The organism is Limnofasciculus baicalensis BBK-W-15 (assembly GCF_024178385.1).
GTDB lineage: Bacteria > Cyanobacteriota > Cyanobacteriia > Cyanobacteriales > Coleofasciculaceae > Limnofasciculus > Limnofasciculus baicalensis.
The window spans coordinates 1-19,415 of the sequence record NZ_JAMZMM010000084.1; the positions used below are offsets into that span (position 1 = coordinate 1).

General features: G+C 42.4%; 14 protein-coding genes and 2 pseudogenes. 6 read left to right on the forward strand and 10 right to left on the reverse strand.

What is annotated here, in order from left to right; all coding sequences use genetic code 11:
- Positions 1 to 402 precede the first annotated feature (402 nt).
- Positions 403 to 630 carry a hypothetical protein gene (locus NJ959_RS10710; RefSeq protein WP_254011739.1) on the forward strand — a complete coding sequence of 76 codons (228 nt, stop codon included), beginning with the start codon at positions 403 to 405 and terminating at the stop codon, positions 628 to 630.
- Between the two features lie 397 nt (positions 631 to 1,027).
- A complete protein-coding gene (pabB, locus tag NJ959_RS10715; RefSeq protein WP_254011740.1) occupies positions 1,028 to 3,214 on the forward strand; it encodes an aminodeoxychorismate synthase component I in 2,187 nt (728 codons plus the stop codon).
- Here pabB and murI read toward each other — a convergent pair.
- The gene (gene murI / locus NJ959_RS10720; protein ID WP_254011741.1) at positions 3,179 to 4,015 is read right to left on the reverse strand and encodes a glutamate racemase; all 837 of its coding nucleotides are present in this window, start codon (positions 4,013 to 4,015) and stop codon (positions 3,179 to 3,181) included. The genes pabB and murI overlap by 36 nt on opposite strands.
- A 248-nt stretch (positions 4,016 to 4,263) precedes the next feature.
- Positions 4,264 to 5,694 carry an N-acetylmuramoyl-L-alanine amidase gene (locus tag NJ959_RS10725; RefSeq protein WP_254011742.1) on the reverse strand — a complete coding sequence of 477 codons (1,431 nt, stop codon included), beginning with the start codon at positions 5,692 to 5,694 and terminating at the stop codon, positions 4,264 to 4,266.
- A gap of 718 nt (positions 5,695 to 6,412) precedes the next feature.
- On the opposite strand from NJ959_RS10725, the gene NJ959_RS10730 reads away from it, so the two are divergent.
- Complete coding sequence (locus NJ959_RS10730; RefSeq protein ID WP_254011743.1) at positions 6,413 to 7,153, forward strand: SIMPL domain-containing protein; 741 nt, start codon at positions 6,413 to 6,415, stop codon at positions 7,151 to 7,153.
- A 63-nt stretch (positions 7,154 to 7,216) separates the two neighbouring features.
- Here NJ959_RS10730 and ssb read toward each other — a convergent pair.
- The 3 genes and pseudogenes from ssb to ltrA form a co-directional block, all read right to left on the reverse strand.
- Positions 7,217 to 7,516 (reverse strand): annotated as a pseudogene (gene ssb, locus NJ959_RS10735) (single-stranded DNA-binding protein); the annotation flags it as partial.
- Between the two features lie 124 nt (positions 7,517 to 7,640).
- Positions 7,641 to 9,065: a reverse transcriptase N-terminal domain-containing protein gene (locus NJ959_RS10740; RefSeq protein ID WP_254011744.1), complete on the reverse strand. Its 1,425-nt coding sequence runs from the start codon at positions 9,063 to 9,065 to the stop codon at positions 7,641 to 7,643.
- Between the two features lie 729 nt (positions 9,066 to 9,794).
- Positions 9,795 to 11,489, reverse strand: a complete 1,695-nt coding sequence (gene ltrA / locus NJ959_RS10745; RefSeq protein ID WP_254011745.1) for a group II intron reverse transcriptase/maturase — start codon at positions 11,487 to 11,489, stop codon at positions 9,795 to 9,797.
- Positions 11,490 to 12,638: 1,149 nt separating this feature from the next.
- On the opposite strand from ltrA, the gene NJ959_RS10750 reads away from it, so the two are divergent.
- The 3 genes from NJ959_RS10750 (at position 12,639) to mreD (ending at position 15,269) form a co-directional block, all read left to right on the forward strand.
- A complete protein-coding gene (locus NJ959_RS10750; RefSeq protein WP_254011751.1) occupies positions 12,639 to 13,646 on the forward strand; it encodes a rod shape-determining protein in 1,008 nt (335 codons plus the stop codon).
- A gap of 160 nt (positions 13,647 to 13,806) precedes the next feature.
- Entirely contained in the window at positions 13,807 to 14,580 is a 774-nt protein-coding gene (gene mreC, locus NJ959_RS10755; RefSeq protein ID WP_254011746.1) for a rod shape-determining protein MreC, read from the forward strand.
- Between the two features lie 143 nt (positions 14,581 to 14,723).
- On the forward strand, positions 14,724 to 15,269 hold the full coding sequence (gene mreD / locus NJ959_RS10760) for a rod shape-determining protein MreD (protein ID WP_254011752.1): 546 nt from the start codon (positions 14,724 to 14,726) through the stop codon (positions 15,267 to 15,269).
- A 68-nt stretch (positions 15,270 to 15,337) separates the two neighbouring features.
- Here the strand turns inward: mreD and NJ959_RS10765 are convergent, their stop codons facing one another.
- The 5 genes and pseudogenes from NJ959_RS10765 to leuB all read right to left on the reverse strand — a co-directional run bounded on the left by NJ959_RS10765 (position 15,338) and on the right by leuB (position 19,292).
- Positions 15,338 to 16,255 (reverse strand): class I SAM-dependent methyltransferase, encoded by a 918-nt coding sequence (locus NJ959_RS10765; protein WP_254011747.1) that lies wholly within the window; start codon positions 16,253 to 16,255, stop codon positions 15,338 to 15,340.
- 132 nt (positions 16,256 to 16,387) lie between these two features.
- A pseudogene (locus tag NJ959_RS10770) lies at positions 16,388 to 16,606 on the reverse strand (RNA-guided endonuclease IscB); the annotation flags it as partial.
- Positions 16,607 to 16,648: 42 nt separating this feature from the next.
- The gene (locus NJ959_RS10775; protein ID WP_254011748.1) at positions 16,649 to 17,479 is read right to left on the reverse strand and encodes a prepilin peptidase; all 831 of its coding nucleotides are present in this window, start codon (positions 17,477 to 17,479) and stop codon (positions 16,649 to 16,651) included.
- 380 nt (positions 17,480 to 17,859) lie between these two features.
- Complete coding sequence (locus NJ959_RS10780) at positions 17,860 to 18,123, reverse strand: hypothetical protein (RefSeq protein ID WP_254011749.1); 264 nt, start codon at positions 18,121 to 18,123, stop codon at positions 17,860 to 17,862.
- A 74-nt stretch (positions 18,124 to 18,197) separates the two neighbouring features.
- Positions 18,198 to 19,292, reverse strand: coding sequence for a 3-isopropylmalate dehydrogenase (gene leuB / locus NJ959_RS10785; RefSeq protein WP_254011750.1), 1,095 nt, complete (start codon positions 19,290 to 19,292; stop codon positions 18,198 to 18,200).
- Positions 19,293 to 19,415 lie beyond the last annotated feature (123 nt).

Sequence of the window (19,415 nt, forward strand, 5' to 3'; positions counted from 1 at the left end):
ATTCTAAATATTAAGGGTTTCAGAAAATTATTAAATTAATTGATCTCGAGGTGATAGGCAAAAATTAAGATGCCTCACTATAAGGTTGGGGTGTGTTGGACAGGCAGAGATAGCCTAAAGGGGTAGGATCGTGACTCAGTGTTTCTGCTGAGGCTATTCTTTCCTATTACATAATCGGAAAACTTCTGATTCAGAAAAGTCCTAGATGTGCCGAATGCGTTTTCGCCTAGGTATATAGGATATTCAAAGTAATTAAGGTAGTAGCCAATCGACAGGAGATGTCCATCTTTTTCCTGATGGTTTCTGTTTGCAACTCCATTCTCAACTGACGAAATGGTTGTCTTGTGTTGTTGCCTGGATCGATATTGGAATTTTTATTTCTATACCCCTTACGTCCATCTTATGACTTATAATGATATGCCTGTAATTATACCCGTTTTGGCAACCGCTTATCTGTTAACAGTTTATGTCCTGTTAATCCTAGCAGAACGAACGGTAAAAAGTTCGCGATACATTGCCAACTCAGCGACTGAGGGAGGCGGACATTATGTATCAGCTGATTCCATATCTGGTGGTAATGAGTTGGAGAAGACTCCCACTCCAACTGTTTCAGAAGTGACTCTACGTTAACCTGATAAATTGCACCAATCCTAATCGAGGGAGCAGGGAGGATACCGACGGTATCCTCCCTGCCCCCTTTATGCCTATACATCAAACATATAATTTTGGGTTCAATTTTTTTAAACCACCCTTTTTGATCTAGGCTAAACTATGATTAAAATTATAGGTGTAGTAAATCATCTATAACTGAGATCTTGCACCAATGTCAAAAAAGAGTTTTAGGTAGGGTGGGCAGTCCCCAATATAAGGCGAAAAGCTTATTATTATGTTGATGGAGACTGCCCACCCTACGGTTATTTCAACTGGTGCAAGATCTGAGTATAAGACTAACGATACCCCTGAAAAACTTTTAGATCTCCTAGCTCCTTGGTATAAAATGTAGCACACAATACATTAGCCAATCTTTATGCTTACATTAATTATTGACAACTATGACTCTTATACATTCAATTTGTACCAGATGATTGCCGAGGCAAATGGAAAATTGCCTCTAGTAATTCGTAATAATGAGATTAACTGGGATGAATTAAAAAAAATTCCCTTCGACAACATTGTTATTTCTCCTGGGCCAGGTAGCCCAGAAAGATCTGCAGATTTTGGAATCTGCCGCCAAATAATTGAGAATGTGGATGTACCCTTGCTGGGAGTTTGTCTGGGGCATCAAGGATTAGGCCACATATATGGTGGCAAAGTTATTCATGCACCGGAAGTGCGACATGGGAGAATCAGTAAAATTTATCATAATGGCTCTGAATTGTTCCAAAGTATTCCTAGTCCTTTTTCTGCGGTGCGCTACCACTCTTTGTTAGTTGCAGATGAATTACCTGAATGTTTAGAAAAGATTGCTTGGACTGAAGAAGGACTAGTGATGGGATTGCGCCATCGGTATTTACCATTTTGGGGTGTCCAGTTTCATCCAGAGTCTATCTGTACAGAATCTGGACAAATATTGTTAAATAACTTTAGAGATATTACACGAAGATTTATCAATAAATATTCAATAAGTCCAGGGAATAAGTATTGGACTAGATCTCAATCTATTTGCGATCCAGTCGATGATATTTACCAAGAGGAGGAAAAGTTTGAACTCCATACACGAAAGTTGGATATTTGCCCCAATCCAGAACAGATATTTGTCCATTTATTTCAGGAAGCACCGAATAGCTTTTGGTTAGACAGTAGTCATCTAGAACTCCATCTATCTAGATTCTCGTTTATGGGTGATGGAAATGGGGTAAACAGTTTATTAGTACGCTACCATACTCAAACCCAAGAACTCATCATCACAGAGTCAGATCGCTTTACTCGTCGAACCGAAAGTATTTTTGAATTTCTCAAACGGGAAATTGACCGCCGACGATGCCAATCTGATGATTTACCCTTTGATTTTAACTGTGGATTTGTTGGCTATTTTGGCTATGAACTCAAAGCAGAATGTGGCTCAAAATTAGGACATTTATCACCATTGCCAGATGCAATTTTTTTGCTAGCAGATCGCCTGATAGCCATGGATCATCAAGAAAAGTGCCTTTATTTGGTGCAATTAGTTAAAAAAGGACAAACAGAAGAGATAGAAACTTGGTTTGATGCAATCCAAGAAAAAATTGAAAATTTGCCTCCTCTTCCTCCCCTTGTAGCACAGGGCAATGGTGATACGATCGAGTTCTATTTAAGTTGCCCTTACCAGACTTACATTAATAACATTTACCATTGCTTAGACGAAATTCATGAAGGAGAAAGCTATCAAGTTTGTCTCACCAATCAACTTCACACGGATATCACTCCCGATCCATTAACATTTTATCGCCACTTACGTCAGATCAATCCTGCCCCATACACTGCATTTTTGCGCTTTGGTGAGATCGCGATCGCATCTTCTTCTCCAGAAAGATTTATCCAGATCGATCGTCAGGGGTGGGTAGAAACTAAACCCATTAAAGGCACCCTGCGGCGAGGAGAAAACCCTGAAGAAGATTTCATCCTGCGGGAAAAACTGCGAAACAGCGAAAAAGATCGAGCTGAAAATCTTATGATTGTGGATTTATTACGCAATGATTTGGGCAAAGTCTGTGAAGTAGGCACCATTCATGTACCGAAGTTAATGGATGTAGAAACCTATGCCACACTCCATCAACTGGTGACAACAATACGCGGACATTTGCCATTAAACCTCCAGGCAGTAGATTGTATTCATGCAGCATTTCCCGGCGGTTCAATGACAGGTGCGCCGAAAATCAGAACCATGGACATTATAGACCGACTCGAACAAGAAGCAAGGGGAGTATATTCAGGAGCCATCGGTTTTTTAGGATTGAATGGTGCCGCAGATTTTAATATAGTCATTCGCACCGCTATATTTACTCAAAATCGCACATCCATTGGTATCGGTGGCGGTATTGTGGCACTTTCAGATCCAGAAATGGAATTTCAAGAAACACTCCTCAAAGCTAAAGCCTTAATCCACGCTATGCTTCTCACCATGCACGGTAAATTTGAGGAAGACAAATATCAGATCTTGGGAGTAGAATCAAAAAATTCAGATAATTTTGACACTCTTTTAATTGGATCTTACAGGGTAGGATACTGCGGCTAGATTTGTTTGTTCTACCAAAGGCTTACAACCCAACCACTGAAATGATAACTTAGCAAAATCTTCCGGATTACCACTGACACAAAAGCGCGTCGGCAGAGGTGGAAAACTATTCTTTAATCCCATTAAATCCAATTCTTGCGCTGTAGCCGCAACTAAATGTATTGCGGGATCTACTAATTTAACTTGTGGTGGTAAAATTTGCCGCAGTATTGGTGCAAGATGGGGATAATGAGTGCAACCGTAAACCAAAGTATCAATGTTTTGATTTAGTAATGGCATCAGATACTGAGATGCCACTTCCATTGTATAGGGTTCATTAATACGATTTTGCTCTACTAAAGGGACAAACTCCGGACAACCCACTTGCCAAACTTCAGCCGTTGGTTCAATTTCTAATATGGCGCGGCGATAAGCATTACTAGCAGCAGTAGCAGGAGTCGCAATCACCCCAATCCGCTTTCCTTGTTGTACAGCAGCCCTCGCTCCAGGCAAAATTAGTCCTAAAATTGGGATATTAAACTCGCTCCGTAAAGTTTCCAGTGCTAAAGCATCACTAGTATTACAGGCAAGAACCACCATTTTGACATCTTGTTTTACCATCCAGGTCAAAATTTCCCAGCCAAACTGAATTATTTCTTCCTTTAACCTAGTACCATAAGGTAATCGTGCGGTATCAGCAAAATAAAGAATTGATTCATTCGGTAATTGTCGGTAGAGTTCTCGTAAAACTGTTAAACCACCAACACCACTATCAAAAACACCGATACGATTGCGTTGTGGTTCTCCTGGTAAAATCATCATTTAGTAATTGGTAATTGGTTGTTAGTTGTTGGTAATTGGTTGTTAGTTGTTGGTTGTTAGTTGTTAGTTGTTGGTAATTGGTTGTTAGTTGTTGGTTATTGCTTGTTAGTTGTTGGTTATTGCTTCTGAACAAACAACAAAGAACAAAGAACAAAGAACAAAGAACAAACAACAAACAACAAAGAACAAACAACAAACAACAAAGAACCAATAACAAAGAACAAACAACCAACAACCAATAACAACATTTAAAGAGTTCGCTGAATGTACTGAAGTATACCACTCGCGATCGCTTGCGCCATTTTACTGCGGTAAGCTGAATCTGATAATTTAGCAGCATCATCTCTGCCTGTCACAAAACCAACTTCTACCAAAACAGATGGCATTGAAGATTTCCTCAAGACAAAAAATCTAGCACGTCTGACACCACGGTTATCAATATCAACATTCTGTAAAATATTGTTGTGGATGGTTTGAGCTAGAGCCTGTCCGCTGGAGTAATAATATGTCTCTAACCCATTGACATCCTGTCGGCTGAGATTGATAGAGTTAGCGTGGATGCTGACAAATAGATTAGCATCTAATCGTTCCGCCAAAGCAACTCTTGGTGCTAAATCTACGAAATAATCTGAATCTCTTGTCAGTACCGCTTTAACACCATTTTGCTCTAAAATAGCTGCCACCTCTTGGGATATCGGTAATATGATATCCTTTTCTTGTAATCCACCAATACCAATTGCCCCTGGATCTTTACCACCGTGTCCTGGATCTACTATTACCAAAATCCGACCGTTCGGAACAGTGGGACGAGAATCTGGCGGCTGCGATGAGATAGGTGATGGTATCCTCTCGGGAGGTGGTACGGGAATTGAGCTAGTGGGAGGTCTCGTCTGTAGTAATTGTACCCCCCATAGCTGATCGTCGATCTGATTGATCCCTCCCACCTGAGTTCCCGGTGTTGGCTGAACTAGAATTGTAACCGTGCGGGAATCTTGTTGCAGTAGCCGAACCTGTGATACCGGGCTATTAGCATTAAGCTGAGGACCTCTGACTCGATCTGCGAGTTTAGCATCGAAGATGGTAATTCGGTAAGCGCGGGCGCTAGCATCCCAAATACTAGTAGCTCTCGTCTGCCCATTTGTCCGAATCAACAATTGAGTTTGATTGTTACCCAATTCAACTGACTCAACAATCGTCAATTCATCTAAATTAGATGAATTGGGCGGATTAGGTTGGGGATATCGATTGGGGGGATTAATAAGTGGCGGAGTATTTGACGAATCAATTCGCTGCGGGGTTGGCAAGTCAACCGTCCACTCTCGTGGAGTAGCTCCTCTGAATTTTACCTGTTGGGGATCTAAAGTATAGCCGGGAGCTAATTCAATCACAATTCTGGTCGTATTGTTCTCAAACTGTCCCACTCTGACTTCTTTAATCGCACCTCCCACCAGTTGATTTGCTGTTTTTCTGTCCAGATTAATCCCTGGTAAATCGATCACTACTCGTGTTGGATTAGCAATCAGTTGTGCCCTCGGTTGAACTCCTGAATCTGTGGTAAATACCAGTCGGTTTTGATTCCGATCAAACCGCCAAGATATAAGTTCACTCGATTGGGCAACCGATGCAAAAACAAAAACACTCAACAAGCTGGGGATTAGTAGAAGAGGGCGAAATCTCACAATTATTGCTCCTATTCAAAGCTCAGTTTTTCATCAAATCAATCGAGCAGTTTTGGGATCGGCAATGGCAAAAGAATTGGTTGATTTAAAACTGGACTCCACGGTTCTTCTAGTCGCTTTGTACAAATCAATAACTTCCAACTTATCTTGTTACTCACACGATTGATTGGTCTGGGTTGCCATATTCTAAACTGTCTACTTTTGGGTAGTTGCCTTTCTGGTTCAAGTCAACCTTTACGGACGTAAACGAGTAAATTTATGTTTCAGGTAAATTATAGCTAGGGACTAGGGGCTTTCTTGCTAGGGACTAGGGAAGAAAGTCGTAAAATCAATGGTTTCAGGAACTGAGAATGTCTTAACCGCCCTGGCGGTTGCTATAGTATTGCTTTGACTTCTGTAACTCCTTGGTTAGATCGGCTATGAGAGTAGAACTCAGATATTATACATAGCTTTCTCCAGATCGCAAAAACAATCCCGATCGCCAGCTAGTTGCTTTCCTGTTCCCTGAACGAAACTAACCCATAAGTACCTTACCAACAGTTGTTACCAGGATCGGGAAAATCAAAAATTCCCGCTCCCAACTCCCGACTCCCGACTCCCCTTCCCCTCGTTGCTGAAACGGTAACACCTTCAACCTTCGCTCCTAAATCGTGTCAGAGTATAAAAAACAGTCAATATACAAAACGTACTTTTTGTCAAGTAAGGAGCAATCAATCCCATGACTCAAATGTTTCTTTCCCGTTTTCGCTCCCAAGTAGGTCAACAGTTACAAACTGTTGTATTCGTTGTCGGTATAGTAGTGATGGGTATGGGTAATTCAGCAATGGCTCAAGAGCGTCTGTTACGAACCCTGACAGTTTCCGGTTCCGGGGTGGAACGAATTGCGACAACGATGTCTCAGATACAGTTAGGGGTTGAGATTCAGGGAAAAACGGCTCAGGAGGTTCAGGAGGAACTAGCACGTCGCTCCAGCGCTGTGGTTGAATTATTGCGATCGCGCAATGTGGAAAAATTACAAACTACAGGCATCCAACTTAATCCCGTTTATAGTTATGAGGACAACGTACAACGCCTTAAGGGTTATTCTGGCACAAACACGGTGAGTTTTCGGGTTGCCAATGAAAGAGCAGGTTCCATCTTAGATGAGGCGGTGAAAGCTGGTGCTACCCGGATTGATGGGGTGAGTTTCTCAGCATCTGAAAGTGCGATCTCTGATGCTCAAAAACAAGCTTTACGGGAAGCAACCCAGGATGCTCAACAACAAGCAGATGCCGTTTTGAGTGTCCTGAATCTATCCCGTAAAGATATAGTCAATATTCAGATTAACGGTGCTACTCCACCCCCACCAATGTTAGTCCGGTTAGAGAAAAATATTGCCGCAGGAGAAGTTGCTCAGACACCAGTCATTGGCGGGGAACAAGAAGTCCAGGCATCAGTTACCCTCCAAATTAGTTACTAAGTGAGGACTTATATCAAGAAAGAAACCGGGTTTCTTAAAGAAACCCGGTTTCTGATAGTGCTTTTAGAATTCCGCACTGTCATAGCTATCAACAGCACCAGGATCTGTATCCCGTTTGGAACCAAGCAAATCCATTCGTTCCACTTTAATCACAGGTTTCGAGCGATTTGCACCAGTGGCGCGATCGCTCCAAGTCTCGATCTTGAGGGAACCTTGCACTCCAATCAAACTGCCCTTACGGACGTAGTTAGCAGCGACTTCAGCAGTCTTTCCCCATAATTCCAAATTGAACCAGTCAGGCTGCTCGTTGTTACGGCTTCGGCGGTTTACTGCCAGTGTCAGCCTACATACAACTGTTCCAGATTATTAGAGTCGATAAAAATGTCACCATTTCTACCTCTCCTTCAAAACCGAACGTGAGACTTTCACCTCATTCGGCTCCTCAATAACTTGGCTTGTAATAGCACCTCGTAATTAATGAATAGCGTTATGGCAATGTCCATGTATCAAGATTAAGTTGGTGGTTTTTTGCTTGGTGTTTTACCAAGATATGTTTATTGTCTTGAGTAACAAATCTCCAACCTAATCCTCTGTTGACTCCCCAGTATTTTGAGACGATATCAGTATTATTCTGATTTCGCCCCCTTCTTCTCTTTGCCCATCCAAATAGTTTTTGAAAGACGGCACTGTCCACCTTACTAAACGTTTCAGCACTGGCTACGGTTGAATAATATTCTGCCCATCCCCGAATTACTGGATTTAAGGCATTTATTACCTTTTCCTGACTTGATGTGCCGTTTTTATTTAACAGGTAGTCAATCTTCTGTAGATGTATTTGGATGGCTTCCTTACTGGGTTTGATGAGCGTTATCTGTCCTCTCTGTCTATCGGTTCCACCGATTAACCCGCTTTGTTTTTCACTACACGGATACTGTCGGATGTTAAAACCGAGGAAGTCAAAACCCGTATTTCCTTCATGGGATTTCAATGTATGTGCGATTCGGGTTTTGGTATCTTTGAGAGTCAGCCCTATATCTGCCAACCATTCTTCCACTATTGCTTTTGCTTCCAGAATTACTTCTAGACTTTCGTCCATTAGTACAAAGTCATTGGCATATCTCACAAAGCTTATTTTTCGCTTTGGGCTATTACTGCCGACTCTTCTAGAAAACTTTTCCTCTAGGACATTTTCTATTCCGTGTAAGGCTATATTAGCCAGTAATGGAGATATCATCTCTTCCTCTGTTGAGAATAGATTTTTACCGTCCATCACCCCTGATTTAAGCCAAGTTTTCACTTGTCTTCTGAAGGTGGGTGAGGTTTGAAGTTTATCCAGCAGTTTGGAGTGGTTGATTCGGTCAAAACACTTTTCAATATCAGCATCTAGTACATATTTTGCTTTCTGGCAGATGCCATTAAAGATTGCTGATATAGCATCATGTTCTGACCTATTTGGTCTAAATCCGTATGAGTTTGGCTCGAATTTAGCCTCCCATTCCGGCTCTAGCGCCAGTTTCATTAGGGCTTGTTTCGCTCTTTCTTCTATCGTTAGTATTCCTAGGGATATTTTTTCCTCTTTCCCTGGTTTTGGTATCCAAACCCTTTTAGTGGGTTGGGATTTGTCGTTAAAACATAGTTTTTGGGCTAGTTTAACTTTTTGATAATTGCAAAGGCACGAAACACAATCAACACCAGAAGTATTTTTCTCTTGATTGTCTTGAGTAACTTTTCTAACCGCCACAACCTTGGAATACCACGAATTAGTCAACAGCCTTTGTAACTTATGGACTGCCTTAACGTCACCACATTCTGAGGCTCGATAGATTCTCTTTTGAAGCTTGAAGACATATCGCTCGGCTCTTGCCCAGTTTATTGTCTCCCATTCATACATCGGCTTTGCAACCGTGTCCATGACTTGTGAACCTCTACTAAATTATCTATCTCCAAATCATCGTGATTCCGTCAGCGTATCCTTTAGCTTTCCTAAAGGCATTAGCTTCTGAATCAATCTCGCCTCCCAGTAACATCCGGCTGACTACCTTCTCGAAATTCGACCATTTCGAGAGATACTGAGAGGTTATTTCGTTCCTAGCTCCTGCTTTGCGACAAGTTTAGAGTCCCACTATCCACCGGGTTTCTTTGGGGATGCTCTAGGTCAAACTTCGAGTTGCCTAGCCCTTATCCTTACCTTTTGGTTCAGCCAATAACCTGTGTAGGCTGTTGTCAATGACGATGGTTCAAACGTAGGTTCAGATAAACTTACTCATGCTTGTCTCTGCTGGAAGGGATTTTCCGTCAGGTTCGGAATTACCTCCGTTATTCCCCGCTTCATCAGTTTGATAGTCAATCGCGTCAATGGGGGAATTGCATCTTCTTGCATCTGGAAGGAAGGAATTGATTGTAAAGACTTAACATTCTTTAAAATCTCACCTTCTCAGGAGCTAAGTTGTCAAGGTTTAGTAAATAATTCTACTTATCCTTGCGAATGACACCCAATCTTAAAAGACTGGTTTCTCACTCAACGAATCGCACCGTTAGAGTCGATTGGAGCGTTGCCACCCTAACCTCTCTTTCAGAACCGTGCATGAAACTTTCATTTCACACGGCTCCTTGATAATTCCATCCTGGTTATGGATACGACTCAAAACGGATTATTGTCATAATTCCTGGTTAAGGAACCATCGTTAACCGTCTTTGTGTCGTGACAATGTTTATGTAGAAGTTGTAAATTATTGTCGGTGTCTTTTCCACCTGATAATGTTGGTTTAATCTGATCAACTTCTACAATGTCTGTACTCGTAAAGTACAAGCCACAGTGAGAACAAATACCTTTTTGTTTCTTTAAAAGTCTTGCCACTCTCTTAGATTTTTCTGGGTATTCTCCTCTTCGCTTACTCCAATAAATCCAGTCTCCATTATATGGACTCGCCACTCCTTTTACCTTTGTATGCCTTACGATTGGCCTACTGTCATGGGTGAGTAATGCCAGTCCATCCTCTGTACTGAAACACCAATTTTTTTCGCCTACTGTTCGCCAGTATTTGTCTTTATTGATGTTACCTTTTCCCCTTGTTTTTGCCCAAGCTCTCAACTTTCTGTATGTTAGGTAATCTACCTTCGAGAAGGTTTCCTTGCTAAGGACTGTGGAGTAATAGTTTGACCACCCCTTAACGATCGAGTTCAGCCTGCTAATTAAAGCGGCTTGTGGGGCATTCTTATGGGTATCTATTACTTGTGCAATCTGCGCTAGATGTGTTTTAACTTTGGCTTTTGAAGGGGTGATTAGTGTCTTAAAACCTAGTATGGTTCCGTTTGATGTCTTGGCACTTCTGTAGTTTCCTACTTGATGCTGTTGTATATGGAACCCTAAAAACTCGAACCCAACCTTTCCTTCTATTTCATTGAGAGTGTGGGTTATTTTTGTTTGGCTTGGTTTTAATGACAATCCCATGTCACTTAACCAGTCAGCTATTATCTCTTGGCACTTTTTGACTACGTTTATATCTTCATGGATGATTACGAAGTCGTCAGCGTAGCGGATTAGGGAGAGAGCTTTTCGGTTATCTCTCTTATCTCCCTTAAGTGTTTCTCCATACTGTTTAATTCTTTCTTCCATACCATGTAGAGCAATATTCGCAAGTAACGGTGAGATGACACCGCATTGTGGCGTACCTTCTGTAGTAGGGAATAGAGAATCTTGGTCGCAATATCCTGCCTTGAGCCATGCTTTAATTTGGCGGTTTAAGCTGGGGTATGTACCTATCTTTGAGAGTAATGCTTTGTGGTTTATGCGGTCGAAGCATTTGGCTATATCAGCATCAAGCACAAATTTTGCTTTTTGGTTAATACTAATAAATATTGCCTCTACTGCATCGTGACAGGAACGTCCTGGTCTGAAGCCATAACTGTTAGGCTCGAAGAGAGCCTCCCATTCTGGCTCTAACGCTAGTTTTACTAACGCTTGCAATGCGCGGTCGTTTATTGTGGGTATTCCTAATAGTTTGGGAATGTTAACCCTACGAGTGGGTTTTACTTTGCCAGTTAACTTTAACTTGTTTACCAAGTTAATATGTTGCTTTGGGTTTAACGATTTTACGTTATTCACACCAGCCGTATTTTTTCCTTGGTTATCTTGTGTTACCCGACGTACCGCGATACACTTGGCTGACCAAGACCTAATCAAGGTCTTTTGAAGTTTGCGAACTGCTTTGACATCGCCACGCTCACTCGCTTGAAATATTCGCTTTTGCAACTTAAAAGTTACCCTTTCTAGCTTGCGCCAATTAAGGTCTTTCCATTCCACCGTCTGATTATTCAGCGTATTAGACATATCCATTGCTACTTGTTCTATTTCTTAGGAATTACCGTGTATCTGTCTGCATATCCTCATCATTACAATGAGGCATTCGCTTCTGATACAATCCCGCCCCAATATATCGTTCGTTAGCTACTTACTGGTTATCGACCTTTACCAGAGATATATAGGGGTTACTTCGTTCCGATTACCTATTTGTTTGAATCTTTTAGCGTGATGCTGTCCACCGGGTTTATTGGGCAGTGCTTACAAGTCAATATTTCAGTTGCTTGTGCCCTATCCTTGCCTTTTGGCTTGGTGTTAAATCCGTCTTCACCGTATTTAAACGGGTTTGTCCAAATTTCAGCCATTACACCATTAATCATATCGATGGTTCAGACACATCTTTGCTTTCGCTACGCTTGAGATTCTTGCTCGACAGTTACCAGATTTGGCTTCCAGTATTTCTGCCTTTTATCCCCGCTTTAACCAGTTGGATGCTACCCAGCGGATTAGGGGATATGCTTTCACTCTTGCACTTAGAGGGAAGGACTTACCGCACGGCGGTTCACCTTCAAGGGTAATCAGTTGTCACTAGCGGTTTTCTTGGCTAGGCTAGCCGTCCTATCAGCTTTTGAGCCAATTTTGGGCTAAACGAATCGCACGAAATACTTGACATCTGGGTCTCCACCCACACGACCGACGAGATTAACAAGATTAAGGCTCATTTTAGGTACTTATGTACTAACTAGAGATCTTCTAGAGTGTAGCGAATTTAGGAAATTTCCCACAACCACTTGCCGTGTCGATAATGCTCGATCTACCTAGGCGATCGGGGTATTGGTGTGATATCCGTACTATTTTTGTACCTATTGAGGAGTAGGATACATGGGATGAGCCAATTTAATACTGTTCCCCGTAATATATTCGTGTATTTGGCTACAGAAGTCAATAGACGCTAAACTTAACTTTCTCCGGATTGGCGATGCCGTCGTCTGAATGATGCTTTCAGCTTGGCTTTCCGGAATTTGGGATTATGAATTGTTCAATTTCACTAGACTCAGCTTAAAAAACGTAATAGAATCCACCTCGGTTAGAGTTTAGTTACATTTTGGTCATATACAGCAACATTCGACTTTAGGGGCGTAGAAAAGAGTGGGTTTTTGGAATCGCTTTTCCCTATCACGGGACATGGGTATCGATCTGGGTACTGCTAATACTCTAGTATATGTATCCGGTAAAGGCATTGTACTGCAAGAGCCTTCAGTGGTCGCCATCGACCAAGATCTAAAAATCCCGCTGGCTGTGGGTGAGGAGGCCAAGAAGATGTTGGGGAGAACCCCAGGTAATGTGGTTGCCCTCCGTCCTCTCCGCGATGGTGTGATTGCGGACTTCGATACTGCTGAACTGATGCTCAAGCACTTTATCATGCGAGTTAATGAAGGCAGAACTTTGGTTCAACCTAGGATTGTGATCGGGATTCCTTCCGGTGTCACTGGCGTTGAACGACGGGCAGTTATGGAAGCGGCATCTCAAGCTGGTGCCAGAGATGTCTACTTAATTGATGAACCAGTAGCAGCAGCAATTGGTGCGGGGTTACCTGTGGCAGAACCAACGGGTAACATGATCGTTGATATTGGTGGGGGGACTACCGAAGTTGCTGTCCTTAGTTTACAAGGTACTGTTCTCAGTGAATCGGTGCGGGTAGCTGGGGATGAACTGAGTGAATCAATTACCCAATACATGAAAAAGGTTCATAACTTGGTCATTGGGGAACGGACTGCTGAAGAAATTAAAATTCAGATTGGTTCAGCTTATCCGACTCATGACGATGGCGATTCAACTATGGAGGTGCGGGGTTTACACTTGCTCTCTGGTTTGCCGCGAACCGTTAGTATCAAAGGACCGGAAATCCGAGAAAGTATGTCGGAACCACTTTCTGTAATTGTGGATGCGGTTAAACGTACCCTGGAGCGGACTCCACCAGAACTAGCTGCTGATATTATTGACCGAGGCATTATGTTGGCGGGTGGTGGTGCGCTATTGAGGGGATTGGATACATTGATCAGCCATGAAACTGGTATTGTTACTCATGTAGCAGCCGATCCTTTAAGCTGTGTGGTTTTAGGAACAGGTCGAGTTCTGGAGAATTTCAAACAGCTAGAACGAGTGTTCAGTGGACATTCTCGCCGGATGTAGTGCGACTGTTGGGTAAATGATGAAGGGTGAAGGTTAAGGGAAAAGTCCTGGTTCCATAAAACTCTTTCATACTTCACACTTCATACTTCTTCATGCTTAAATAAACCTGCACTATTAAATTTAAAACGTAAGCCAAACACTGGTATTTGCTAGACAAACTATGTACATAATGCGCCGCTGGTGGGACAAACATGGAGTAGCGATTGTGCTGGGAGGACTAACCCTTAGCGCTGCCTGGTACGTGCGGCAGACTCAGGGGGCGGCTCTCTTCGAGGCTTACCAGTTGGTGACTCGCCCTTTTCAATCCAGCCCCACTCAAGAGGATTTACTTGCCAACGCCCGCGTCAGGGAATTGGAAGATCGTTTAGCTGAATTGGATAGCCAAAACCAGAAGCTAAAAGAGATGTTAGGCTATTCCAAAAAGCAGAAAGAAGAAGGGATTTTTGCGCCAGTTGTGGGGCGTAGTGCAGATCACTGGTGGCAACAAGTTACCTTGGGTCGAGGGACTAAAGATGGTATTAAAGTAGATTTTATCGTTATGGCACCGGGCGGGTTAGTGGGTAGAGTAGTGAGTGTGACACCGAATACTAGTCGGGTATTGCTCATTAGCGATGCTACCTCTCAGGTGGGGATATCGATTAGTCGTAGTCGCAGTATGGGTTTCATGCGAGGACAAGGATCTAATCGTGCCATCATGCAGTTTTTTGATAAAGTACCCAGTGTCCGTAAGGGCGATGTGCTTTCCACTTCTCCTGTGAGTAATCGTTTCCCCCCCGGTTTACCATTGGGACGTGTGGAGTCTGTTAATCTGGACAAAAGCCCCGCACCGGAGGCTGTTATTGAGTTGACGGCACCGTTTAATTCTCTAGAATGGGTGATGGTTTATCCTAACTCAAGTCCAGCTCCTCCAGAAGCTGCCAAGCCAAAACCATAACGCTTATTTGTTATTTGTTATTTGTTATTTGTAAGCGTGAAAAATAACCAAAAACCAATAACAAACAACCAACAACCAATAACAAACAACCAACAACCAATAACAAATAACGAAATGATTCGAGGAGATTGCTCTTGAAAAATATTGTCAACCTTTCTCAGCTTTCACCCTGGAGTCGTCAATTTATCAATTGCCTTGTGACGCTGGCTTCAGTATTTATTTGCCTGATAATTCTACCAGCTCGTTTACCGGGGATGGAGTTACTAGGAATTGCCCCCAACTGGTTATTAATTTGGGTTGTCGCCTGGAGTGTTAAAAGATCGGCATTTCAGGGTGCAATAGCTGGGTTGGTGCTGGGATTGATTCAAGATGGGATGACTTCCCCTGAACCAACTCATATCTTAAACCTCGCTTTGGTAGGAATCTTAACTGCTCGGATACAGAAGCAGCGATTTATTCAGGAAGATTTTATTTCTGTGGCGTTAATTGTATTTGGGATGGCGGTGGTTGGGGAAACTGTTACCGCGATCCAGTATAGTTTTGTTGGCGATCGCAATCTGACAGATATTTGGCTGGATCATCAGCGGATTGCCCTTTCTTCAGCTATTCTCAGCAGTCTTTGGGCACCTGTACTTTACTATCCCCTCAATCGGTGGTGGGAGAAACTCAAGTTTGTTGAGCAATCGTGAGTTATTTGTTATTTTTTATCGGATAGTTTTACTCCCCTCTCCTTCCAGGAGAGGGGCAGGGGGAGAGGTTATCTTAATCTAGCCATTATTGTCCGATGGCGGGAGCTATTGGGGATAATTGTGGGTTTGTCGAATCCTGCTTCTATTATTGCTGCCTCGATATCTAATGTGAAGTATTCATCGAGGTAGGGTTCGGTACTTTTGAGTAGTGTAAGAATGTAGGGTGGCATTTTAGCGTAAATTTCAGATTGAGGATTCATATCCATCATTGTGAAATAACCGCCGGGGCGGAGTAATCTTTTTGCTTCTTTTAGGATTTCTTTGGTTGGATTTTGTGGTAATTCGTGGAACATTAAGAAGGATGATACTAAGTCGAAGGAATTGTCTGGTAATCCTGTTTCTTCGGCACGGCTATGTTTCCAGGTAATATGGGGATGATTTTCTTGGGAGTTATATTGGGCTACTGCTAAGTAGTAAGGGGATAAATCTATTCCGGTAATGTTGGCTTGTGGATATATCTCTTCTAGGGCAAAGGTACTCATCCCGACGCTGCAACCTAAGTCGAGGATATCCTGGGGCTGGATCGTAATTTCTTTTTTGATAATATCGTGGTAGCTTTGACGTAGTTTGGGGTCACCTTTTGCTCCTGCGTTAGGCCATATTTTAGCATGGACTGCATAAGCTGCCGATTCTACTTCCCATGCTGCTTCCCAATTCAGATTACCCTTTTCATAAGCATGGAAGGAGCATACATAATAATCGGGATAGGCGATTTGGGGATTTTGGATTTGATTGAGGTATGTTTCCCAGTTAATAGCACGAAATTGTTCTACTTTTTTTGTCCAAGGTACTCCTATCTCTTCTGCCCTTTTGATCATCATTGTACGGGCTTGGTGTTTGGCGATGTCGGCTAGGGGTTTAATGGAGAGTAATCCGTTGACTAGTCGAGAGGTTAAGGTGTCAGTCGTATTAATTCTAGTTGTCATCTTTTTTCCCCCGTGGAGACCCCCGTTATAATCAGCGCGGATACATCGAGCCGTAGAGTATCGCCCATTGATTTAACGGCGGGAGGAAACGGGGGATATTTTATGGGACTCAATGTCCCTAAAATATCTAAATCAGTATCCATAGCTATAGCCATCCTTTTGATGAATTTGTTGACAATATTTGTAGCTAATTCCCTGAATCAAGCCGTTTGTTGTGGAGATATTAAAACTACCAGTTGACCGGATGGCAACCCTCCCCGTATAAGTCCCAAGTTTTTTAAGAGCAGTAACTACCGCTTTTACGATGTCACCCGTTTGAAACCCTTTGACAAACTTAAACTGAGGAACATATAGTTAATACTGCCTTCGTACATATTACTCGATCTGGAAGCTTTAGAATCTCAGTGCTATTGGGAAAAATAACCGCAGGTAGGTGGATAAAATTGCCTCGCCCCAGAATAGTGTTAATCCTGCACCTAATGCCAGAAAAGGACCAAAGGGTATCGGTTGTTGACGATTGAGTAATTTTAGTGCGATCGCGCCTCCTCCGACAAATGCTCCTACTCCACAGGCTAGGAATCCTGATAATAGCAGATATTTCCACCCCAACCAAGCTCCCATCATTCCTGCTAGTTTTGCGTCTCCCCCTCCCATAGCTGTTTTTCTAAATACGATTGAACCGCCAAATGAGATAATATCGAATAACCAAATACCGACAACTGCTCCGATAATACCTGCCATTAGCTGAGAGGATATCCCTGATAGTTGAGCTTTATGGACAAAACCAAGTATCCCTTGAAATAATAAACCTGCTATCAATCCGGATTGTGTGAGGGAGTTGGGCAGTGTCATGGTATCTAAGTCAATTAATGATAGGGCTAAGAGCCAGCTTAGGAATCCCCAGTATCCTAATGTTTCAATACTGATATCATATTGGTAGAATACGAGTAAAAATATTATCCCTGTTATTGCTTCAACTACGGGATACCGTAGGGAAATCTTACTTCTACAGTGACGACACCGCCCTTTTAATAATATCCAGCCAAATACAGGAATATTCTCGCGCTTTCCTAGTTTATGGAGACAATGGGGACACCGGGAAGGAGGCCACAGAATTGATAAGTTAGCTGGAATTCGATATACTACTACATTAAGGAAGCTGCCTATTGATGCACCTAGAGTGAATACTATTATATAAGTGAGACTTACAGTTAAAGCTTCCATTGTTATTTGTTGTTTGTTGTTTGTTGTTCGTTATTTGAAAGTCCGGAATAATATAGCAATCCTAAATGGGTTGTAATATTTTCTTTAAGTATAAGAGTCTTTCTGTGAAAGGGTTTCAGCTTCTTGCTTTTACATGATCAAAATAGGATTGCTATATCACTAATAATACTTACGCTGCCACAGTATTATTAACGTTGCTGGTGCGTTAGCAGAGCATAACGCACCAGCAACGTTAAATCGTACTGCAATTATGATAATGTAAATAGATTTTATCTAGAAACCAACTATTAACAAACAACAAAAATTTTATTGTTATTATTTATCCAACCAATAACAAACAACAAACAACCAACCAACAACCAACAACCAACAACCAACGACTAATACATCTCCGTTTCAATCTGACTGAAAGGTACGAAACATTCCTGTGGCAAAAGAATCGGTTTTTGCCTAAAAATTAACTTCCCACGATGGGTAAATTTATCAATTGCTACACCTACAGGACGTTGCGGAATGTCTGGGTGAACTTCATAATACCTATGGTAGATCTGCCGTGCTGCTCTGAGGAGAGTGGGATCTAACAGTATCGGTATGTCTCTCGTCTCTCTATATTCTGTTTGCCATTGCCGCGATGAATATACCACCTGCCCAACCCTCTTTTTTCAGCTTGACGACTTTAATTTACCAGCCCTATTACCATAATTGGTTGATTAACATATTAAGATTTAAGCAGGTCTATTGCCTCGATCAAAGCCTCGCCCATAGCACGACAGCCTAATTGAGTCATTCCAGGTGACATGATATCTCCAGTGCGATATCCTTTATCTAATACCATCAGGACTGCTTGTTCGATTCGCTCTGCTGCTTGAGGCTGGTTTAAGCCATAGCGTAACATCATTGCTCCACTCAATACCTGTGCTAAGGGATTGGCTTTATCTTCACCTGCGATATCGGGTGCAGAGCCGTGGACGGGTTCAAAGACTCCTGGACTGTTTTCTCCTAAACTGGCAGAAGGTAACATACCGATGCTTCCCGTTAGCATAGCCGCAGCATCAGAAAGAATATCACCAAATAGATTACCTGTGACAATTGTATCAAATTGTTTCGGCGCTCTGACTAACTGCATGGCAGCATTGTCAACATATAGGTGAGATAATTCGATATCGGGATATTCAGATGCGAGGTTAGTGATGCGATCGCGCCATAACTGAGATACTTCTAGTACATTAGCCTTATCTACCGAACAGAGTTTCCCCCCACGTTTCCGTGCTGTTTCAAATGCTACCCTGCCAATACGGTCAATTTCACCTTCTGTATACGCCATAGTATTGACACCGCGCTTTTCCCCTGTTTCCGTGGTAAAAATACCTTTAGGTTGACCGAAATAAATCCCGCCTGTAAGTTCTCGCACTACCATAATATCGACACCTTCGACAATTTCTCGCTTCAATGAGGAGGCATCGATTAATTGAGGTAATATTTTGGCAGGTCGCAAATTAGCAAATAAACCCAATCCTGCTCTTAATCCTAGTAAACCTGTTTCCGGACGTTGATGACGGGGGAGGTTATCCCACTTGTAACCGCCAATCGCCGCTAGTAATACCGCATCGCTATCTTGGCAGGTTTTCAAACTATCATCAGGAAGAGGATTACCTGTAGCATCAATAGCTGCACCACCAATCGGTGCTTCAGTAAAATTAATGCTAATATCGAATTGTCCGGCGATAACCTTCAAAACATCTACCGCTACTGTGATGATTTCCGGGCCAATCCCGTCGCCAGGGAGTAGGGTAATGCGGTAGGTGTGTGCCATAAATTAATTTTACTCCGTTAATCTTGCCAGAACAGAAATACCTAATCGGTGGGAATTCCTCACAAACTCCTTATTGTACAAGGCAATGTCACCAGAAAATCGGGAATGGGGAGTGGGGAATGG

Coding starts and splice junctions, on each gene's coding strand:
- NJ959_RS10710 (WP_254011739.1), top strand. CDS start 403: ATGACTTATAATGATATGCCTGTAATTATACCCGTTTTGGCAACCGCT.
- murI (WP_254011741.1), bottom strand. CDS start 4,015: ATGATGATTTTACCAGGAGAACCACAACGCAATCGTATCGGTGTTTTT.
- NJ959_RS10740 (WP_254011744.1), bottom strand. CDS start 9,065: ATGGACACGGTTGCAAAGCCGATGTATGAATGGGAGACAATAAACTGG.
- NJ959_RS10750 (WP_254011751.1), top strand. CDS start 12,639: ATGGGTATCGATCTGGGTACTGCTAATACTCTAGTATATGTATCCGGT.
- NJ959_RS10730 (WP_254011743.1), top strand. CDS start 6,413: ATGACTCAAATGTTTCTTTCCCGTTTTCGCTCCCAAGTAGGTCAACAG.
- NJ959_RS10775 (WP_254011748.1), bottom strand. CDS start 17,479: ATGGAAGCTTTAACTGTAAGTCTCACTTATATAATAGTATTCACTCTA.
- NJ959_RS10765 (WP_254011747.1), bottom strand. CDS start 16,255: ATGACAACTAGAATTAATACGACTGACACCTTAACCTCTCGACTAGTC.
- pabB (WP_254011740.1), top strand. CDS start 1,028: ATGCTTACATTAATTATTGACAACTATGACTCTTATACATTCAATTTG.
- leuB (WP_254011750.1), bottom strand. CDS start 19,292: ATGGCACACACCTACCGCATTACCCTACTCCCTGGCGACGGGATTGGC.
- mreC (WP_254011746.1), top strand. CDS start 13,807: ATGTACATAATGCGCCGCTGGTGGGACAAACATGGAGTAGCGATTGTG.
- ltrA (WP_254011745.1), bottom strand. CDS start 11,489: ATGGATATGTCTAATACGCTGAATAATCAGACGGTGGAATGGAAAGAC.